Annotated in this window: 15 protein-coding genes; 7 read left to right on the top strand and 8 right to left on the bottom strand. The window is 71.2% G+C overall.

Annotated features, from left to right (window positions below; all coding sequences use genetic code 11):
* The first annotated feature begins 95 nt into the window (after positions 1-95).
* The 3 genes from DEI83_RS11330 (at position 96) to DEI83_RS11340 (ending at position 4,455) form a co-directional block, all read left to right on the top strand.
* Positions 96-2,831, top strand: a complete 2,736-nt coding sequence (locus DEI83_RS11330) for a LuxR family transcriptional regulator (protein ID WP_146243321.1) — start codon at positions 96-98, stop codon at positions 2,829-2,831.
* A 71-nt stretch (positions 2,832-2,902) separates the two neighbouring features.
* On the top strand, positions 2,903-3,619 hold the full coding sequence (locus DEI83_RS11335) for an alpha/beta fold hydrolase (protein ID WP_111082069.1): 717 nt from the start codon (positions 2,903-2,905) through the stop codon (positions 3,617-3,619).
* Positions 3,620-3,693: 74 nt separating this feature from the next.
* A complete protein-coding gene (locus tag DEI83_RS11340) occupies positions 3,694-4,455 on the top strand; it encodes an alpha/beta fold hydrolase (protein WP_258371176.1) in 762 nt (253 codons plus the stop codon).
* A 151-nt stretch (positions 4,456-4,606) separates the two neighbouring features.
* On the opposite strand, the gene DEI83_RS11345 is transcribed toward DEI83_RS11340, so the two are convergent.
* The 3 genes from DEI83_RS11345 to DEI83_RS11355 all read right to left on the bottom strand — a co-directional run bounded on the left by DEI83_RS11345 (position 4,607) and on the right by DEI83_RS11355 (position 7,962).
* Positions 4,607-5,188, bottom strand: a complete 582-nt coding sequence (locus DEI83_RS11345) for a TetR/AcrR family transcriptional regulator (RefSeq protein WP_146243322.1) — start codon at positions 5,186-5,188, stop codon at positions 4,607-4,609.
* A gap of 81 nt (positions 5,189-5,269) precedes the next feature.
* Entirely contained in the window at positions 5,270-6,589 is a 1,320-nt protein-coding gene (locus DEI83_RS11350) for a carboxylesterase family protein (RefSeq protein ID WP_111082071.1), read from the bottom strand.
* 71 nt (positions 6,590-6,660) lie between these two features.
* Positions 6,661-7,962, bottom strand: coding sequence for an MFS transporter (locus tag DEI83_RS11355; RefSeq protein WP_111082072.1), 1,302 nt, complete (start codon positions 7,960-7,962; stop codon positions 6,661-6,663).
* A 189-nt stretch (positions 7,963-8,151) separates the two neighbouring features.
* On the opposite strand from DEI83_RS11355, the gene DEI83_RS11360 reads away from it, so the two are divergent.
* The 4 genes from DEI83_RS11360 to ctaD all read left to right on the top strand — a co-directional run bounded on the left by DEI83_RS11360 (position 8,152) and on the right by ctaD (position 13,158).
* Positions 8,152-8,967, top strand: coding sequence for a sugar phosphate isomerase/epimerase (locus DEI83_RS11360; RefSeq protein WP_181431188.1), 816 nt, complete (start codon positions 8,152-8,154; stop codon positions 8,965-8,967).
* Positions 8,964-10,079 (top strand): Gfo/Idh/MocA family protein, encoded by a 1,116-nt coding sequence (locus tag DEI83_RS11365; RefSeq protein WP_111082073.1) that lies wholly within the window; start codon positions 8,964-8,966, stop codon positions 10,077-10,079. Before DEI83_RS11360 ends, DEI83_RS11365 begins: the two co-directional genes overlap by 4 nt.
* A gap of 152 nt (positions 10,080-10,231) precedes the next feature.
* Positions 10,232-11,398, top strand: coding sequence for a glutamate--cysteine ligase (locus DEI83_RS11370; protein WP_111082074.1), 1,167 nt, complete (start codon positions 10,232-10,234; stop codon positions 11,396-11,398).
* 62 nt (positions 11,399-11,460) lie between these two features.
* Positions 11,461-13,158, top strand: coding sequence for a cytochrome c oxidase subunit I (ctaD, locus tag DEI83_RS11375; protein WP_258371181.1), 1,698 nt, complete (start codon positions 11,461-11,463; stop codon positions 13,156-13,158).
* 7 nt (positions 13,159-13,165) lie between these two features.
* On the opposite strand, the gene DEI83_RS11380 is transcribed toward ctaD, so the two are convergent.
* The 5 genes from DEI83_RS11380 to DEI83_RS11400 all read right to left on the bottom strand — a co-directional run bounded on the left by DEI83_RS11380 (position 13,166) and on the right by DEI83_RS11400 (position 16,691).
* Positions 13,166-13,801, bottom strand: coding sequence for a TetR/AcrR family transcriptional regulator (locus tag DEI83_RS11380; protein WP_111082076.1), 636 nt, complete (start codon positions 13,799-13,801; stop codon positions 13,166-13,168).
* A gap of 91 nt (positions 13,802-13,892) precedes the next feature.
* Entirely contained in the window at positions 13,893-14,495 is a 603-nt protein-coding gene (locus tag DEI83_RS11385) for a MarR family winged helix-turn-helix transcriptional regulator (protein ID WP_111082077.1), read from the bottom strand.
* A gap of 61 nt (positions 14,496-14,556) precedes the next feature.
* Positions 14,557-14,739 (bottom strand): hypothetical protein, encoded by a 183-nt coding sequence (locus tag DEI83_RS11390; RefSeq protein ID WP_111082078.1) that lies wholly within the window; start codon positions 14,737-14,739, stop codon positions 14,557-14,559.
* Between the two features lie 193 nt (positions 14,740-14,932).
* Positions 14,933-15,814, bottom strand: coding sequence for a manganese catalase family protein (locus DEI83_RS11395; RefSeq protein ID WP_111082079.1), 882 nt, complete (start codon positions 15,812-15,814; stop codon positions 14,933-14,935).
* Positions 15,815-15,854: 40 nt separating this feature from the next.
* Positions 15,855-16,691 (bottom strand): SDR family oxidoreductase, encoded by an 837-nt coding sequence (locus DEI83_RS11400; protein ID WP_111082080.1) that lies wholly within the window; start codon positions 16,689-16,691, stop codon positions 15,855-15,857.
* Between the last annotated feature and the right edge of the window lie 3 nt (positions 16,692-16,694).

Genomic DNA, 16,694 nt, shown 5'->3' on the forward strand with positions numbered 1-16,694 from the left:
GTGCGGGGGCGGTGACGGGGTCACCGGGGTGGGGCGCAGCTGCGGCCCGCACCCCCGGACCCCGCTCGGGGCAGTGCCGCTGGCATACTGTGGGCATGACGATGGCGCAGCCCGTCATCGGGCGCGAACGGGAGATCGCAGCCCTCCGCACCGCGATCCACGACGTGGACAGCGGCGGTTCCGCGTTCGTGGTCGACGGCGAAGCGGGGATCGGCAAGTCGTCGCTGGTCGCCGACGTGGTCGAGTACGCGAACAGCCGGAGCGTGCGGGTCCTCATGACGACCGGCACGCTGGACGAGGCAGCGGAGCCGTACGCGGCCCTCCACATGCTCCTGTACCCCTTGCGCGCGGGCATCCCGAGCCTGCCGGCACCGCAACGGCATGCGTTGGACATCGCGTTCGGGGTCGAACCGGGCGTGCAGCCGTCACCGCTCCTCGCCGGGCTCGCGGCGCTGACCCTGCTCTCGGACGCAGCCGCCACGAAGCCGCTGCTGATCGTCGCGGAGGACCTGCACTGGATCGACACGCCGTCCGCATGGGCACTGCGGATGGTCGCCCGTCGCGTCACGGAGGACCCGATCGTCGTGCTGATGACGACGCGGAACACGGACGCTCCCGACGAGCCCGGCGTCCGACGCCTGCACCTCGCGCCCCTCGACGACGCGGCCGCCGCGGAGCTGCTCGACGCGGTCCCCGGTGCGCCGACGGGCCAGGCTCGACGCGAGCTGATGGCCCGCGCCGCGGGGAACCCGCTCGCGCTCCGTGAACTCGGTCTGCACCGACCGACGGGTCGCCCCCGCCCGCGGCCTGTCGTCGGGCGGGTGGAACAGGAGTTCGCCGACCGCTACGCCGAGCTGGACCAGCCCACGAGGCTCGCCCTCCTCGCCGTGGCGCTCTCGAGCGGCGCGAGCGCGGAAGAAGCGGCCCAGGTCGCAGGACGGGCACTCGGGAAGGTCCCGGCGCCGGCATGGACCGAACGAGCGTCGACGTCCGGACTCCTCGAGTGGGTCGCTCCTCGGGCCATCCGCTTCCGACACCCGCTCGTGCAGTCGGCCGTCCTGGCAGCGTCGTCGCCGACCGAACGTGCCGCGGTGCTGACGGCGCTCCTGCGCGAGCACGAGGACGAGCCGACGCGGACGATCTGGTGGCGAGCCGAACTCGCGACGGGTCACGACGACCTCCTCGCCGACGAGATCGCTGCGTTCGCCGACGGCCGGACGGCGATGTCCGACCCGTTCGTCGCCGGCCGTGCGGTCGAGCGGGCGGCGGAGCTCACCTCGGACGTCGCCCTGCGGGTCGACCGGCTGATCGCCGCGGCGGAGCTGGCGGGTCTGTCGGGGCGGGTGTCGGAGGCGTCGCTCCTGGCACACCGGGCCAGCTCGGAGGCCCCGGACCGGCTGCGCGCGGCACGGGCGGCGTGGGTGTCCGAGACGCTGCCCACCGGTCGGACGGGACTGGCCAGGGGTGACCTCGGGCCGGCGCTCCACGCCGTCTCGGAGATGCAGGCTGCCGGCGGAGTCGAGCATGCCACGGCTGCGCTCCTCCACCTGGCCGCGCTCGCGTGGGACCACACCCTGGAGCCGAGCCCCGGTGACCCGATGCTCGCCGTCGTCGAGGCGCTCGCGCTGCCGGAGGACGACCCGCGGTCCATCCTCCTCGCTGCGCGGACGGAGCCGGTGGTCCGGGGCGATCGGGTCCTGGAACTCGCGCTCGGGGCGGCGGCGTCCGCCGAGGACGAGGAGACGGCGTGGCTCCTCGGGTACGCGCTCAACCTCGTCGGGGAGATCGACACCGCCCGTGTGCTCCTCGACCGGGCCCTCGCGAGCATGCGGGCGCGTGGCGAGCTGCGGACGTTCTCGCAGGCGCTGATGGGGACCTCCATGACGACGTACCTGGGCGGGGACGTCGCGAAGGCCCGCGTCCTCGCCGAACAGGCGGTGTCGCTCGGCCGCGACCTGGGGGATGCCGGGTTCTCCGCCGCGGCACGGTGCGCACTCGCGTGGTTCGACGCACTCGACGGCCGGCAACCGGACGTCGAGGCGATCACCGGTGGGACGGAGGCCGGCGCACAGGTGCTCCGGTCGAGTGCGATGCGTGCGACCGTCATGGGGAGCGCGGGTGCGGCGCACCTGGTGTCCGGCCGACCAGCGCAGGCCCTGGAGCGCCTCCGGTGCATCGCCGACCCCGGACACGACGCGTACCACCCCGACTTCGCCGTGATCACGTCACCCGACTTCGTCGACGCCGCGCTGGACTCCGGCAAGCGGAAGGACGCCGAGCAGCGGCTCACGGACCTCGAACAGCTGCACGCACGGTGGCACGCGCCGATGGTCCGGGCCGCTCTGGACCATGCCAGGATCGCGCTCGTCCCCGACGGTGAGCTCGCGACAGCCTGGGCTGCGGTACGGGATGCCCGCTGGCCGATGCCGTACGTGAAGGCCCGGACACTCCTCCGTCTCGGACGCCGTCTCCACGCTGCGGGGCAGAGCGAGGACGCCCGCGCCGCCCTCCACGCAGCCCTCACCCTGTTCGGGGAGACGCCCGCGCCCGCGTGGGAGGAACGCACGAGCGACGCCATCCGGGCCACGGGAGAGCGGCTGCCGCTGACCGGCCGACGTGACGAGCGGCTCACCCCGCAGGAGCTGCGGGTCTGCACGCTCGCCGCTCGTGGACTGAGCAACCGGGCGATCGGTGAGCACCTCTTCGTCTCGCCCCGGACCGTCGGCGCACACCTCTACGCCGCGTTCCAGAAGCTCGGGATCTCCGACCGACGGCAGCTGTCGGACGTCCTCGTGAGCCAGGGGACCCCGCAACCGTCCGTCGACGTCTAGGTCGGTCCACGGGCGATCTCAGTCACCGTGACCGATGTGCGGCGGTCACGCCCGCGGATAGGTTCGCGACCATGGCCGCATCACCCACCATCGTCCTCGTCCACGGGGCCTTCGCCGACGCCGCCAGCTGGGCGCCCGTCACGAGGCTCCTCCTCGACCAGGGCCACCAGGTCCTCGTCCCGCCCGTCGCCAACCGCAGCCTGTCCGGTGACGCCGCCGCCATCAGGTCCTTCGTCGAGCAGATCGACGGACCGGTCCTGCTCGCCGGCCACTCCTACGGCGGCGCGGTCATCACCGTCGCCGGCGCGGCCGAGAACGTCGTCGGACTGGTGTACGTCGCCGCGTACGCACTCGAGGAGGGCGAGAGCCTCAGCACCCTCCAGGGCGGTTTCCCCGACAGCGACCTCGCCGCGAACCTCGTCTACGCGCCCTACCCGGTCGAGGGAGCGGACCCCGGCACCGACGTCTCCGTGGCGATCGACGCGTTCCCCGCCGTCTTCGCGGCCGGTCTCGACCACGAGGAGGCAGAGGTCCTCGCGGTCTCGCAACGACCGCTGTCCGCCGTCGCCTTCGGCGAGCCCGCCTCCGTGGCCGCGTGGAAGACCACGCCGTCTTGGGGCATCGTCGCGAGCGCCGACCACACCATCAACCCCGACGTCGAGCGCTTCGGCTACGAGCGCGCCGGCTTCCGCAGGGTCGTCGAGATCGACGGGCCGCACCTGGTGATGCGGACGCACCCCGCCGAGGTCGCCGCGTTCATCGCCGACGCCGTCGCCGACCTCGGCTGACGACCACACCAGACCACCGACGACGGTGCAAGATCTACTTCAAGGACTGGGGGAACCCGGACGCGCAGCCGATCGTGTTCCACCACGGATGGCCGCTGTCCTCGGACGACTGGGACGCGCAGATGCTGTACTTCCTGGCCGAGGGCTTCCGCGTCATCGCGAGCGACCGCCGCGGTCACGGGCGCTCGTCGCAGATCGGCACCGGCCACGACATGGACCACTACGCCAGGGACGTGTCCGCCGTCGTCGAGCACCTCGACCTGCACGACGCGATCCACATCGGTCGCTCGACCGGTGGCGGTCAGGTCGCCCGGTACGTGGCGCAGTACGGCCAGCCGCAGGGACGGGTCGCGAAGGCGGTCCTCGTCTCCGCCGTGCCGCCGCTGATGGTCAAGACCGACGCGAACCCCGAGGGCACCGACATCTCGGTCTTCGACGGGTTCCGGCAGGCCCTCGCCGCGAACCGCGCCGAGTTCTTCCAGGCGGTCGCCTCCGGCCCGTTCTACGGGTTCAACCGCGACGGCGTGACGCCGTCGGAGCCGGTCATCGCCAACTGGTGGCGCCAGGGCATGACGGGCAGTGCCGTCGCCCACCACGAGGGCATCAAGGCGTTCTCGGAGACGGACCAGACCGAGGACCTCCGCGCCATCACCGTGCCCGTCCTCGTCCTGCAGGGCGACGACGACCAGGTCGTGCCGTACCAGGACGCCGCCCTGAAGCAGGCCGAACTGCTCAGCGACGCGACGCTGAAGATCTACGAGGGCTACCCGCACGGGATGCTGACGACCCACGCGGACGTCATCAACCCCGACATCCTCGCGTTCATCCGCGGCTGACTCCGCGACGCTGCGTCCGCAGCGGACCGGACTGGAGGCGCGGTGCAGGAGGGCCGATCGGCTCCCCTGCACCGCGCCTCCGGTCCGTCGCCGCGTACGCCGCCGGAGCGGTGAGCGGACGAGGGGCTCCGCCGGACCGCGCGGTGGCCCGTCAGACGAGCGCGACCGCACCCCACCCGGCGCGCATCCGCGCGACGGCACGGTCCCACCCGGTGAGCAGGTCCGCGTCGTCCCGGAGCATGGCCTGCAGCTGCAGTCCCTCGTACAGGGCGACGAGCTGCTCGGCAGCGTGGCGGGGGGACGTGCCGCGGGGTTCCCGCCCGGCGAGGACGTCGCGGACGAGGGCCAGGGTGACGTCGTCGAACGCGTGCTCGTACTGGGTGCGGAACCACCCGGCGGCGGGGTGCGACGGTGCGGACGCGGCGCTCAGGGTGGCGATGCGGATCCGGACCAGCGCGGGGTCGGCGAGGCCGGACTCCAGTCGGGCACGGAGGTACGCGGCGGCGCCCTGTTCCTCGGCCAGGTGCCACAGCCTCCGGCGGGCCCCGTTGTCCCAGCGGTCCATCACGGCGACGACGAGCAGCTCCCAGACCGGGTACGCGTCGGTGAGCTGCTCGACGGTGACGTCGGCGAGCGCCGCGACCTCAGCCGGGCCGACGCTGTGGAAGTCCGATCGCCGGAACGCCTCGATCGCTGCCGAGACGATGCGGTGGCGGAGATCGACGTCGGGCATGAGGACGATCATCCGTCGCGGGCGGCGATGGCGCGACCGCCAGTTCGAGGGGTGCCTCACCGGTCCGGGCGCTGGACCGGGTCAGCCCCGGTCGAACGTCAGCGTCTCGTCGTCGGCGACCGTGACCCGTCCGGTGCGTGCGAACTCCGCCCAGACCGCGCGGATCCGCGGACCCCGTCGCTCGACCGCTGCCCAGTCCCGCTCCGGGACGAAGCGGCTGCCGGCCCAGGCCTGTCGGTCGCCGAGCAGCAGCGGCACGTCGCTCATGTGCACGGCCCCGGTCGGTCGGACCGTGACCCCGCGGTGCAACCGGTACACGACGGCCCGGCCACCGGCGGCACGGTGTCGTGCGGCGAACACCCGGGCGTCCCGGCCGTAGATGACCGCGGTGAGGGGTCGGACGAGCGGCCAGCGGACGAGCGCGCGGCCCGTGCGCGTCCGGCAGAGGGCCGCCAGTCCCGGGACCATCGGGATGTAGAGCGCGGCTTCGTCCGACGCGGACCCGATCATGACCTCGACGTGGGGTGCCACCCGACGCCAGGCCGCGTCGAGCTGCCGTTCGGTCGGCAGCGGCGCGTGCCCGTACTGCGTACCGAACGGCATCCCGCCGCGGAGCCCGTGCGGCAGGGCGACCCGTTCCGCCGCGGCCTGCAGCGCGAGCACCTCGTCGAGACCGGCGTCCGGTCCGACCGTGCCGACGGCCCGGACCATGGCGCGGTTCATCCGGGCGCGGCGGCGGGACAGGCCGAGCGGCGCGCTCTGCACGATCGCCCGGCGGAAGAGCCCGGCTGTGCCGTCGGCGGCCATCAGGTGGGCGATCGCGTCGCCGCCCGCGGACTGGCCGAACAGGGTGACGGACTCCGGATCGCCGCCGAACGCCGCGATGTTCACCTGCACCCAGCGGAGCGCCGCGACGAGGTCGAGCAGCCCGAGGTTCGCCGGCACGCGCTCCCCGTCGCCGAGGAAGCCGAGCACCCCGAGCCGGTAGGTCACGGCCACGACGACCACCCGCTGCTCCTCGACGAGGGCGCGCGGGTCGTGGATCGGGATGTCCCCGCCGCCGACGACGTACGAGCCGCCGTGGATCCACACCATCACCGGCAGGCGTTCGTCGTCGCGGACGTCGGCGGGCATCGTCACCGAGAGCGCCTGGCAGTGCTCGGAGACCTCGGCCTCGATGGGGTGGATGAGCTCCTCGAGCACGGGCGTCGACGGCTGCGGCGGCACCGGTGCGGGGGTGTCGGCGACGAAGTCCTCGGCGAACGGCGGCATCGGCTCGGGGCACGCGAAACGCTCGGACCGGGCGTACGGGATGCCGAGCGCGCGGACGACCGCGCCGTCGTGGTGCCCGACGATCCGGCCGACGGGGGCGGTGAAGGTGCGGGTCGGCGCGGTGGTCATCCCGCAACCGTACGACGGACGGAAGGCCCGTGGCTGCGTGGCCACGGGCCTCCAGTCCGACTCGGGTCGCGTCAGCGGACCCGCTTGATCGGCAGCACCACGAGCGCGCCGATGATGGCGACGCCTCCTGCCGCCCAGCACATCAGCTCGTAGTTGTCGGGCGAGCCCCCGGTGCCGAACTGCAGGAAGAACAGTGCCGCGGCGGGCGCGAGGGACTGCGGCAGCGCGTTGGCGATGTTGATGACGCCGAGGTCCTTGCCGGGCCGGTCGGCGTTCGGCAGCACGTCGACGACGAGGGCGGTGTCGATCGCGGAGTAGATGCCGTAGGCGAAGCCCATGATGACCTCGGCCACGTAGAACCCGTTCACCGTCTCGGCGTGCGCGAGGACGATGAGCCCGACGGCGAACAGTGCGGTCGAGCCGGCGACGAACACCTTGCGGCGCCCGAGCCGGTCCGAGGCCCAGCCGGACAGGGCGGCGCTGACCAGGAGCGCGATCGTGTAGAGCAGGACGCCGAACGCGACGGCGGCGGTGGCCTCGGCGTCGCTCGACAGGCCGATGTGCTCCTTCATGTAGAGCAGCCGGTACGTCGTGAACATGAACGTCGCGAAGATGATGAGGAAGCGCGACCACCACGCGAACGCGAAGTCCGGGTTCTTGATCGGGTTCGTCCAGAACGACGAGATGAGGTTCAGGAACGTGAACTTCTTCAGCGGGTACGTCGGCAGCTCGTCACGCGCGACGACGGCGTAGACGACCACCAGGACGATCGCCAGGATGCCCGGCGCGATGAACAGCACGGGCAGGTTCGCGACGAAGAACACGGACAGGTACGTGCCGGCCAGGACGGCGGTGTTCTGGGCGAGCGCGATGATGCTCGACGACCTGCCGCGCTGGAACTCGGGGACGTTGTCGGCGAAGCTCGCGGTCAGTGTCGAGAGAACGGTGTTGGCGGCGAGCTGCGCGAGGAGCCAGCCGAGCGTCAGCTGCAGGGTGTCCGGCGCGTACGCGATCCAGCCCAGGGCGATCGCGAAGACGACGACGCCGGTGAGCATCCACGGACGGCGGCGGCCCCAGCGCGTCCGGGTCCGGTCGGACAGGGCACCGGCGAGCGGGTTCATGATGAGCGCCCCGAACGCGCCGATCGGCAGCACCGAGCCGATGACGTTCGCGGCGTCGTCGCCGGCGAGCGCCTCCGCCTTGAGCTGCATGCTCACGTAGACCGGCGCCATGAGCGCCACGAACAGGCCGAACTGTCCGAGGAACAGTGCGATCTGGTAGCCGACGCTGACACGCAGGGTGCTGACCGGCTGGGTGATCCCCTGCTCCGGGTGCACCAGCACCGGGGTCTCCGCGGGTTCGGGTGTGCTCATGACGCCTCCTTGAGTCAATGAAAACCATACCTCGTACGGTTTTACGAGCGCGAGCATACATGGCACCGCGAAGTCAGCGACCGTGAAAACTACACACCGGGTGGTTTCTGCGGTAGCGTCGTGATCGTCTCGCCGTGGAGCAGTGTCTCCGTCGGCCGCACACCTGTCAGGATCGAAGGAGCCTCTGCAATGCCCACCACCTCTGTGCAGCTCTACTCACTGCGCGACGCCATCGCCGAAGACCTCGACGCAGCCATCGCCCGGGTCCGCGAGATCGGCTACGAGAACGTCGAGCCGTACGCGTTCGTCGAGCGCGCCGCCGACCTCGAGCGCGCCTTCGCCGCCACCGGGCTGCAGGCCCCGTCCGGTCACGTCGCCGTGATCGACGCCGAGGACACCGTGCCGATCTGGGACGCCGCCGAGCGCCTCGGCATCCGCACGGTCATCGACCCGTTCATCCCGACCGACCGCTGGCAGACCGCCGACGACGTCAAGGCCATCGCCGAGCGCGTCAACGTGCTCACCGCCGAGGCCGCTGCCCGTGGCCTGCAGTTCGGCTACCACAACCACCAGTGGGAGTTCACGAACAAGGTCAACGGCCGGACCGTCTACGACCTCTTCGTCGAGCAGCTCTCGCCCGAGACCGCGCTCGAGGTCGACACCTTCTGGGCGACGGTCGGTGGCGCGGACGCCGCCGCCGTGCTCCGGAGCCTCGGCGAGCGCGTCGTCGCCATCCACGTCAAGGACGGCAAGGTCGACGGTGACATCCGCACCGCGCTGCCCTCGTCCGAGAGCGCGCTCATCGTTCCCGAGGCCCTCCAGCGCGCCTTCGAGAACCAGACCCCGGCCGGGCAGGGCGACGTCGACGTGGCGGGCATCCTCGCCGCTGCGCCGCAGGCGATCCGCGTCGTCGAGTTCGACGCGTACAAGGGCGACGTCTTCGAGGGCATCACCGAGTCCCTCACGTGGCTGCAGGCGAACGACACCGCGGGGAGTGCCGCGTGAGCCGCGTCGGGATCGGCATCATCGGTGCCGGCAACATCTCCACGCAGTACCTCGAGAACCTGACGCAGTTCGCCGACGTCGAGGTCCGCTTCGTCGCCGACGTCCTGCTCGACCGGGCCGCCGCGCAGGCGTCGGCGTACGGCGTCGCGGCCTCGGGCACGGTCGAGGAGCTCCTGGCCCGCGACGACGTCCAGATCGTCATCAACCTGACGATCCCGGCCGTGCACGCCGAGGTCGACCAGCAGATCATCGACGCCGGCAAGCACGTGTGGAGCGAGAAGCCGATCGCCACCGACCACGACTCGGCCGCCGCCGTGCTCGCGTCGGCACAGGCGAAGGGCCTCCGCGTCGCGACCGCGCCGGACACCGTGCTCGGCGCCGGCATCCAGACCGCGCTCCGCGCCATCGCCCGCGGTGACATCGGCGAGCCGCTCACCGCGACGACGCTGTTCCACGTGCCCGGACCCGAGGCGTGGCACCCGAACCCGGACTTCCTGTTCGCGACCGGTGCCGGCCCGCTCTTCGACATGGGGCCGTACTACGTCACGACGCTCGTGCACGCCTTCGGCACCGCCAGCCGGGTGCAGGCGGTGTCCTCGAAGTCGCTCGACCGCCGCACGATCGCCTCGGGTGACCGTGCCGGCGAGACGTTCCCCGTCGAGGTCCCGACCCACCACGCCGCGCTCATCGAGTTCGCCGGCGGACAGTCCGCCCAGTCGACGTTCTCGTTCCAGCACGCACTGCCGCGGATGGGCTTCGTCGAGATCAACGGCACGCTCGGCACGATCTCGCTCCCGGACCCGAACACCTTCGAGGGGTCGTCGCAGCTGTGGCGGTACGGGCACGACGAGCCCGAGACGCTCCCCGCCGTCGGCTCCACCTGGGGCCGCGGGACCGGCGTCGTCGAGCTCGCGCGCGCGATCGCCGAGGACCGTCCGGAGCGGGCCTCCGGCGCCGTGGCGCTGCACGTCCTCGACGTGCTGCTCGGCATCCGTGACGCCGCCGAGTCGGGATCGGCCGTCGAGATCACCTCGACCGTGGACGCGGTCCCGCCGCTGCCCGAGGACTTCGACCCCGCCGCCGCGGTCCTGACCGCTGGCGTGGACGCGTAGTCCCCGGACCACCACACCCGTGACGGCCGGTCCCCTCGGGGGCCGGCCGTCGCGTGTGTCCGGGCTCGTTGTCCGCGCACTCCGGATCGACCGTCCGCGCACTCCGGCCACTCGGGCACGGCACGCAGCCGAGGGCGCATTCACTCGAGTGCATGCGCACCATGGGAGTCGAAGAAGAGCTGCTGCTCATCGACCGGAGGACGGGCCGCCCGGTCCCGGTCGCCGACCAGGTCCTCGCCCGCGCCATCGCCGCCGGTGGCCCCGGTGACGGCGGCGAGGTCGTCGGCGAGATGCACCGCGAGGCCATCGAGGTCATCACCCGGCCGCACTCGTCCCTCGCCGCCCTCGGCGGGCAGGTGCTCGCGAACCGCGACTTCACCGAGTCGCTCGCCTCGGAGGCCGGGGCGCACGCCGCCCCCCTCGCCACGTCCCCGTGCCCGGTGGACCCCCATCCGACGGACTCGGCGCGGTACGCGACGATCATGCAGCGGTACGGGACGCTGCCCCGGCGCGTGCTCACCTCGGGACTGCACGTGCACGTGTCGGTGGACTCCCCCGAGGAGGGCGTGGCCGTCCTCGACCAGATCCGTACGTGGACGCCGATCCTGATCGCCCTCTGCGCGAACTCCCCGTTCCACGACGGCGTCGACACCGGGCACGCGAGTTGGCGGTCGATGCTCTGGAACCAGTGGCCGTCCTCCGGGCCGATGGAACGATTCGGCTCGTTGGCCCGGTACCGGTCCGTCACCGAGGCGATGCTCGGGAGCGGCGCACTGCTCGACCCGGGGATGCTGTACCTCGACGCTCGGCTCTCGCGGAACCACCCGACCGTCGAGGTCCGGGTGGCCGACGTGCCGCTCGACCCGGGGACGACGGTCACGGTCGCCGGCCTGGTCCGCGCCCTCGTCGACACCGCGGCCCGCGACGCGGCCGCCGGACGGGAGGCTCCGCTCACCCCCGCCTGCGCCGTGCGGCTGGCGAACTGGCGGGCGGCCCTCGAGGGGCTCGACGGGTGCCTCGTCGACCCGACGACCGAACGCCCGGCCCCGGCGCGCGACGTCGTGATGCTGCTGCTGTCGCACGTCCTGCCGGCACTCGTCGCGAACGGCGACGACCAGCTCGTCGAACGCGGCATCGCCGACCTCTTCACGCTGGGCACGGGAGCGGCACGGCAGCGTGCAGCCCGACGACCAGCCGCCGCCGGGGCGCCCGACGACCTCGGCCACGTCGCGCTCGCGACGGCCCGCACGAACCCGGGCACACGCACCCACCTCGATGCCGCACGCTCGCGGACCACGATCGGACGGACCACGCCGTGACACAGACGACCACGCCCCCGGCACTCGGCGAGGAGCCGGACGAACTCCTCGGACGACGACCACTGCGGACCGGCATCCGAGCCGTCCACTGGCACACCTCCACGGACCACAAGACGATCGGCAACCTGTACCTCGTCACCTCGTTCGGGTACTTCTGCCTGGCCGGACTGATGGCCGTCGTGATGCGGACCGAACTCGCGACCCCCGGACTCGACGTCCTCGACACCCGGGAGCAGTACAACCAGCTCATGACGATGCACGGCACCGTGATGCTGCTGCTCTTCGCGACGCCGTTGTTCTCGGGGTTCGCGAACGCGATCATGCCGCTGCAGATCGGCGCTCCGGACGTCGCGTTCCCCCGCCTCAACGCGCTGTCCTACTGGTTGTACGTCTTCGGCAGCCTCATCGCGATGGGTGGCTTCCTCACACCTGCCGGGTCCGCCTCGTTCGGGTGGACGGCGTACGCGCCGCTGTCCGACGCGACGTTCGCACCCGGCCTGGGGAGCACCCTCTGGGTCGCCGGACTGAGTCTCACCGGCTTCAGCACGATCCTCGGCGCGGTGAACTTCATCACGACCATCATCACCATGCGGGCCCCCGGGATGACGATGTTCCGGATGCCGATCTTCACGTGGAACGTGCTCATCACCTCCCTCCTCGTGCTCATGGCGTTCCCGGTGCTCGCGGCCGCGTTGTTCGGGCTGCTGCTGGACCGGGCGTTCGACGCACAGATCTACAACCCGGCGAACGGCGGGGCGCTCCTCTGGCAGCACCTGTTCTGGTTCTTCGGCCACCCCGAGGTCTACGTGATCGCGTTGCCCTTCTTCGGCATCGTCTCCGAGGTGTTCCCGGTCTTCAGCCGCAAGCCGATCTTCGGCTACAAGACGCTCGTGTACGCGACGATCACGATCGCGGCGCTGTCGATCTCGGTCTGGGCGCACCACATGTTCGCCACCGGCGGGGTCCTGCTCCCCTGGTTCTCCCTCATGACGATGCTCATCGCGGTCCCCACGGGCGTGAAGATCTTCAACTGGACCGGCACGATGTGGCAGGGCTCGGTGACGTTCGAGACGCCGATCCTCTGGGCCATCGGGTTCCTGGTCACGTTCACGTTCGGCGGCCTCACCGGGGTGATCCTGGCGTCACCGCCACTGGACTTCCACGTCCACGACTCGTACTTCGTCGTCGCGCACTTCCACTACGTCGTGTTCGGCACGGTCGTCTTCGCGATGTTCTCCGGCTTCTACTTCTGGTGGCCGAAGTTCACCGGGAAGATGCTCGGCGAGCGCCTGGGGAAGATCCACTTCTGGATGCTCTTCATCGGGTTCCACACGACGTTCCTCATCCAGCACTGGCTCGGCGTGATCGGCATGCCCCGGCGGTACGCGAGCTACCTGCCGGAGGACGGGTTCACCTGGCTGCACCAGGTGTCGACCGTCGGGGCGATGGTCACCGCGGCGTCGATGCTCCCCTTCTTCCTCAACATCGTCCAGACGATGCGGCACGGGCAGCGCGTGCGGGTCAACGACCCGTGGGGCTACGGCCGCTCGCTCGAGTGGGCCACGAGCTGCCCCCCGCCGCGGCACAACTTCACGGCGATCCCGCGGATCCGTTCCGAGTCCCCCGCCTTCGACCTGAACCACCCGGAGGCCGGCATCCCCGTCGGTGTCGGTCGGGCGATGGACGCGCCGGACGCGGCGACGCACGACCAGGCGAGCGGCAAGACGCGCGAGCCCGAGGGCCCCGGCCAGCAGGCCTGACCCCGCTTCAGTGGTCGTCGTGCCCCTCGGTGCTGCCGGGGGGCACGATCCGTTCCAGCAGCCGCAGCACACGCTCGCCGTCGACGGCGTCGGGGTCGAGCAGCCACTGCACCTGCAGGCCGTCCGAAGCCGCGATGCTGAGGCTCGCCAGGTCCTCGGGATCGAGGTCCTCGCGGATCCGTCCGGCGGCCTGGTCGGTGCGGATGAGGTCCGCCAGGTCCGCGCGCAGGCGGGTGAAGCGGTCGCGCATGAACTCGCGCGTGGTCGGGTGACCCTCCTGCACGGCGTCGGCGGAGAGCGTCGTGTAGAGCTGGACGAGGCCGGGAACGGCCCGGTTCCGCGCGGCGCTCTCCCGCATGTCACCGATCGCCGACTTCATCCGCTCGGGCGCACCCTGTTCGCGGACCTCGTGCTCGCGGTAGACCGCGAGGAGCAGGTCGTCGCGGCTGGGGAAGTAGTGCCGGAGTGCCGCGTGGGTGATCCCGAGGGCGTCGGCCACGGACCGCAGCGAGGACGCGTCGACGCCCTGCTCGGCGACCATCCGGATCATCTCGTCGAGGATCTGTGCGCGTCGCTCGGTGCCCTTGCGGTAGCCGCCGCGGCGCGGAGGAGCCGCGTCGGTCTCGTCGGCCGGGTCGGTCATCCTGCTAACTTACCGCTGGAAGGTTTTCGCGGCCAGTGCCGGGCGGGAGGCCCGGATCACGACCCGGACCAGACCTCGCGTCCGAGGCGCGTCAGGACGCGGCGTCCGCCGCCGGGCGGTCGTCGACCGCGGACCCGGCCGGGTCGGGGAGCGCACGGACGGTGGACTCGTCGACCGTGTACTCGTCCACCGGAGCGGCCGCACCTGCGTCGAGGGCCGCCGTGATCTGCCCGAGGCACCGGGCCAGGACCTCGTTGTCCTCGGCCGACAGGTGGTCGATGACCTCGACGACGGCCTGGTGGAAGGTCTCGTACGACACGTCGATCTTGCGGGCCGCCTGCACGGTCGGTTCGAGCACCTGCGCTCGGCGGTCCGTGGGGTGCGGTGACCGGACCAGGTCGCCCTTCTCGACGAGCCCGTCCACGATCTTCGTGACCGAGGCGTTGGACACCCCGAGCATCACGGCCAGGTCCTTCGGTCCCATCGTCCGGCCGTCGCGGTGGGCCTGGAGCATGTAGCGGACGGTGAGGAACTCGTTCTTCGTCAGCCCGCTCTCGACGCGGGCCCGTTCGAGCTGGTCCTCTTCCGCGTGCTGGAGGCGGAGCAGTGCGTCGACGGCGGTCTTGGCGGACCGGGTGCGCGGTTCACGTGCGTAGAGGTGGACGTGCTCGCGGCGGACGACGGTCAACGGCATGGGTGCTGGTCTTCCTCACCCGGTCGATCCGGGAGGTCGTGCTGGAGGTCGGACTGCCCGGTCAGGCGGCCGGCGCGACGAAGAAGTCGGCGTAGGACAGTTCGGAGCGGCGGGACAGCAGCGACGGGTCCTGGATCCGCTGGGCGACGTACGCCTCGATGACGGCCGGGTCGGTCAGGCCCACGCGCGGGTGGGACCCGCCGAAGCGAGTGTCGTGCGACGTGCCGTGGTACGTGCTCTGCATGGTGGGCGCCTTCCTCGTCGAGAGACTGCTGTCCGTCCGGACGAAATGACTCTTTCACATCGTGAACTATGTGGTCAACGAACTTTTCGGAGGGTTGTACATTTCGCGCGCCGAACCTCCAGACCGCCTGGTGGAACGACACGAGCCCCTCCTCGTCGTGAGGAAGGGCTCGTGTCGTCGCACTGCGCCGGGACTACTCCTTGTTGAGCTTGTCCTGCACCGTGCCGGCGATCTTCTCGACCGTGTTCGGCAGTTCGGTCGTGCCGTAGAAGCGCGCGTCCGGGTGCGTGGGCGGCGGCATCGGCGACGACGTGGTGGGGCCGTCGTGGTACGAGTACTCGCCCTTGCCGTCGAACGAGGGGCCGCTCGCCCAGGGGCCGTTCTTCGCCTCGGCACCGTCGGAGAAGTTGAGGTACTGGTAGTTGACCTCCTGGTTCTCCTTGTGCTGCGGGAAGTTGCTCGGCACCGGCATGGTCTCGAGCCCGGACTCGCGGAGTTCCGCAGCCGCGGTCGCCCACATGTTCTGGTGCATGGTGTCGCGGGCGATGAGGAACTTCAGCAGGTCCCGCACGCCGTGGTCGTCGGTCATGTGGTAGAGCCGGGCGGCCTGGACGCGGCCCTGCATCTCGGCGTTCTCGTTCGCCGTGAAGTCGGCGAGCAGGTTGCCACTGGCGGTGATGTACGAGCCCTGCCACGGGTTGCCCATGCTGTCGACCGGACGCGCACCGGCGCCGGCGACGATGGCGTGCTGGATGTCCGTGCCACCGAGGACCGCAGCGACCGTCGGGTCGTCCTGCACCGCGTCACCGGTGATGCCGAGCGGGGCCTTCTCGAGCAGCTGCGCGATCATCGTCGCGAGCATCTCGACGTGGCCCATCTCCTCGGCGCCGATGCCGAACACCATGTCGCGGTACTTGCCCGGGATGTGCATGTTCCACGCCTGGAACTGGTACTGCATCGCGACCGAGATCTCGCCGTACTGGCCGCCGAGCACCTCCTGGAGCTTGCGGGCGTAGACCGCGTCGGGCTTGTCGGGCGTGGACTTGAACTGGAGCTCTTGCTTGTGGAAGTACAAATCGTTCTCCTGTCTCAGTGGTGGTGGTGGGGGCGAGCGGTCAGAGGATCGGCGTGCCGCCGGTGACGGCGACGCGCGCTCCCGAGACGTAGCTGCCGTCGTCGCTCGCCAGCAGGACGTACACCGGTGCGAGTTCGGCGGGCTGACCCGGGCGGCCGAGCGGCGTCTGCTTGCCGAACTGCCCGACCTCCTCCGGGGGCATGGTGGAGGGGATGAGCGGCGTCCAGATCGGGCCGGGTGCCACGCTGTTCACGCGGATCCCGCGCGGGCCGAGCAGCTGCGCCAGGGCGGCCGACAGGTTCGCGACACCGGCCTTCGTCACGTCGTACGGCGCCAGGTCGGGCTTCGGGTTGTCGGAGTTGACCGAGCTGGAGCCGATGATCGACGCTCCGGCCGACAGGTGCGGCAAGGCGGCCTTGACCAGGTGGAAGTACGCGCTGAGGTTCGTCGCGAGGGTGTGGTCCCACTCCTCGTCGCTGATCTCCTCGATCGTCTCGTGCGTCATCTGGTACGCCGCGTTGTTGACGAGGACGTCGATGCCGCCGAGTTCCGACACGGCGGTGTCGATGACGCTCCGGCAGTAGGCGGGGTCGCTGACGTCACCGGGGAACAGCACGGCCTTGCGACCGGCGTCCTCGATCCAGTGCTTCGTCTCCTGCGCGTCGTCCTCCTCCTCGGGGAGGTAGGAGATGAGGACGTCCGCCCCTTCCCGGGCGAAGGCGATGGCGACCGCCTTGCCGATGCCACTGTCCCCGCCGGTGATGACCGCACGCTTGCCGGTGAGCTTGCCGGAACCGGTGTAGCTCGTCTCGCCGTGGTCCGGCTTCGGCGACATCGCCTGCTCGGAACCGGGGGGTTGCTGCTGTTGATCGCTCATGTC

Source organism: Curtobacterium sp. MCBD17_021, assembly GCF_003234525.1.
GTDB lineage: Bacteria > Actinomycetota > Actinomycetes > Actinomycetales > Microbacteriaceae > Curtobacterium.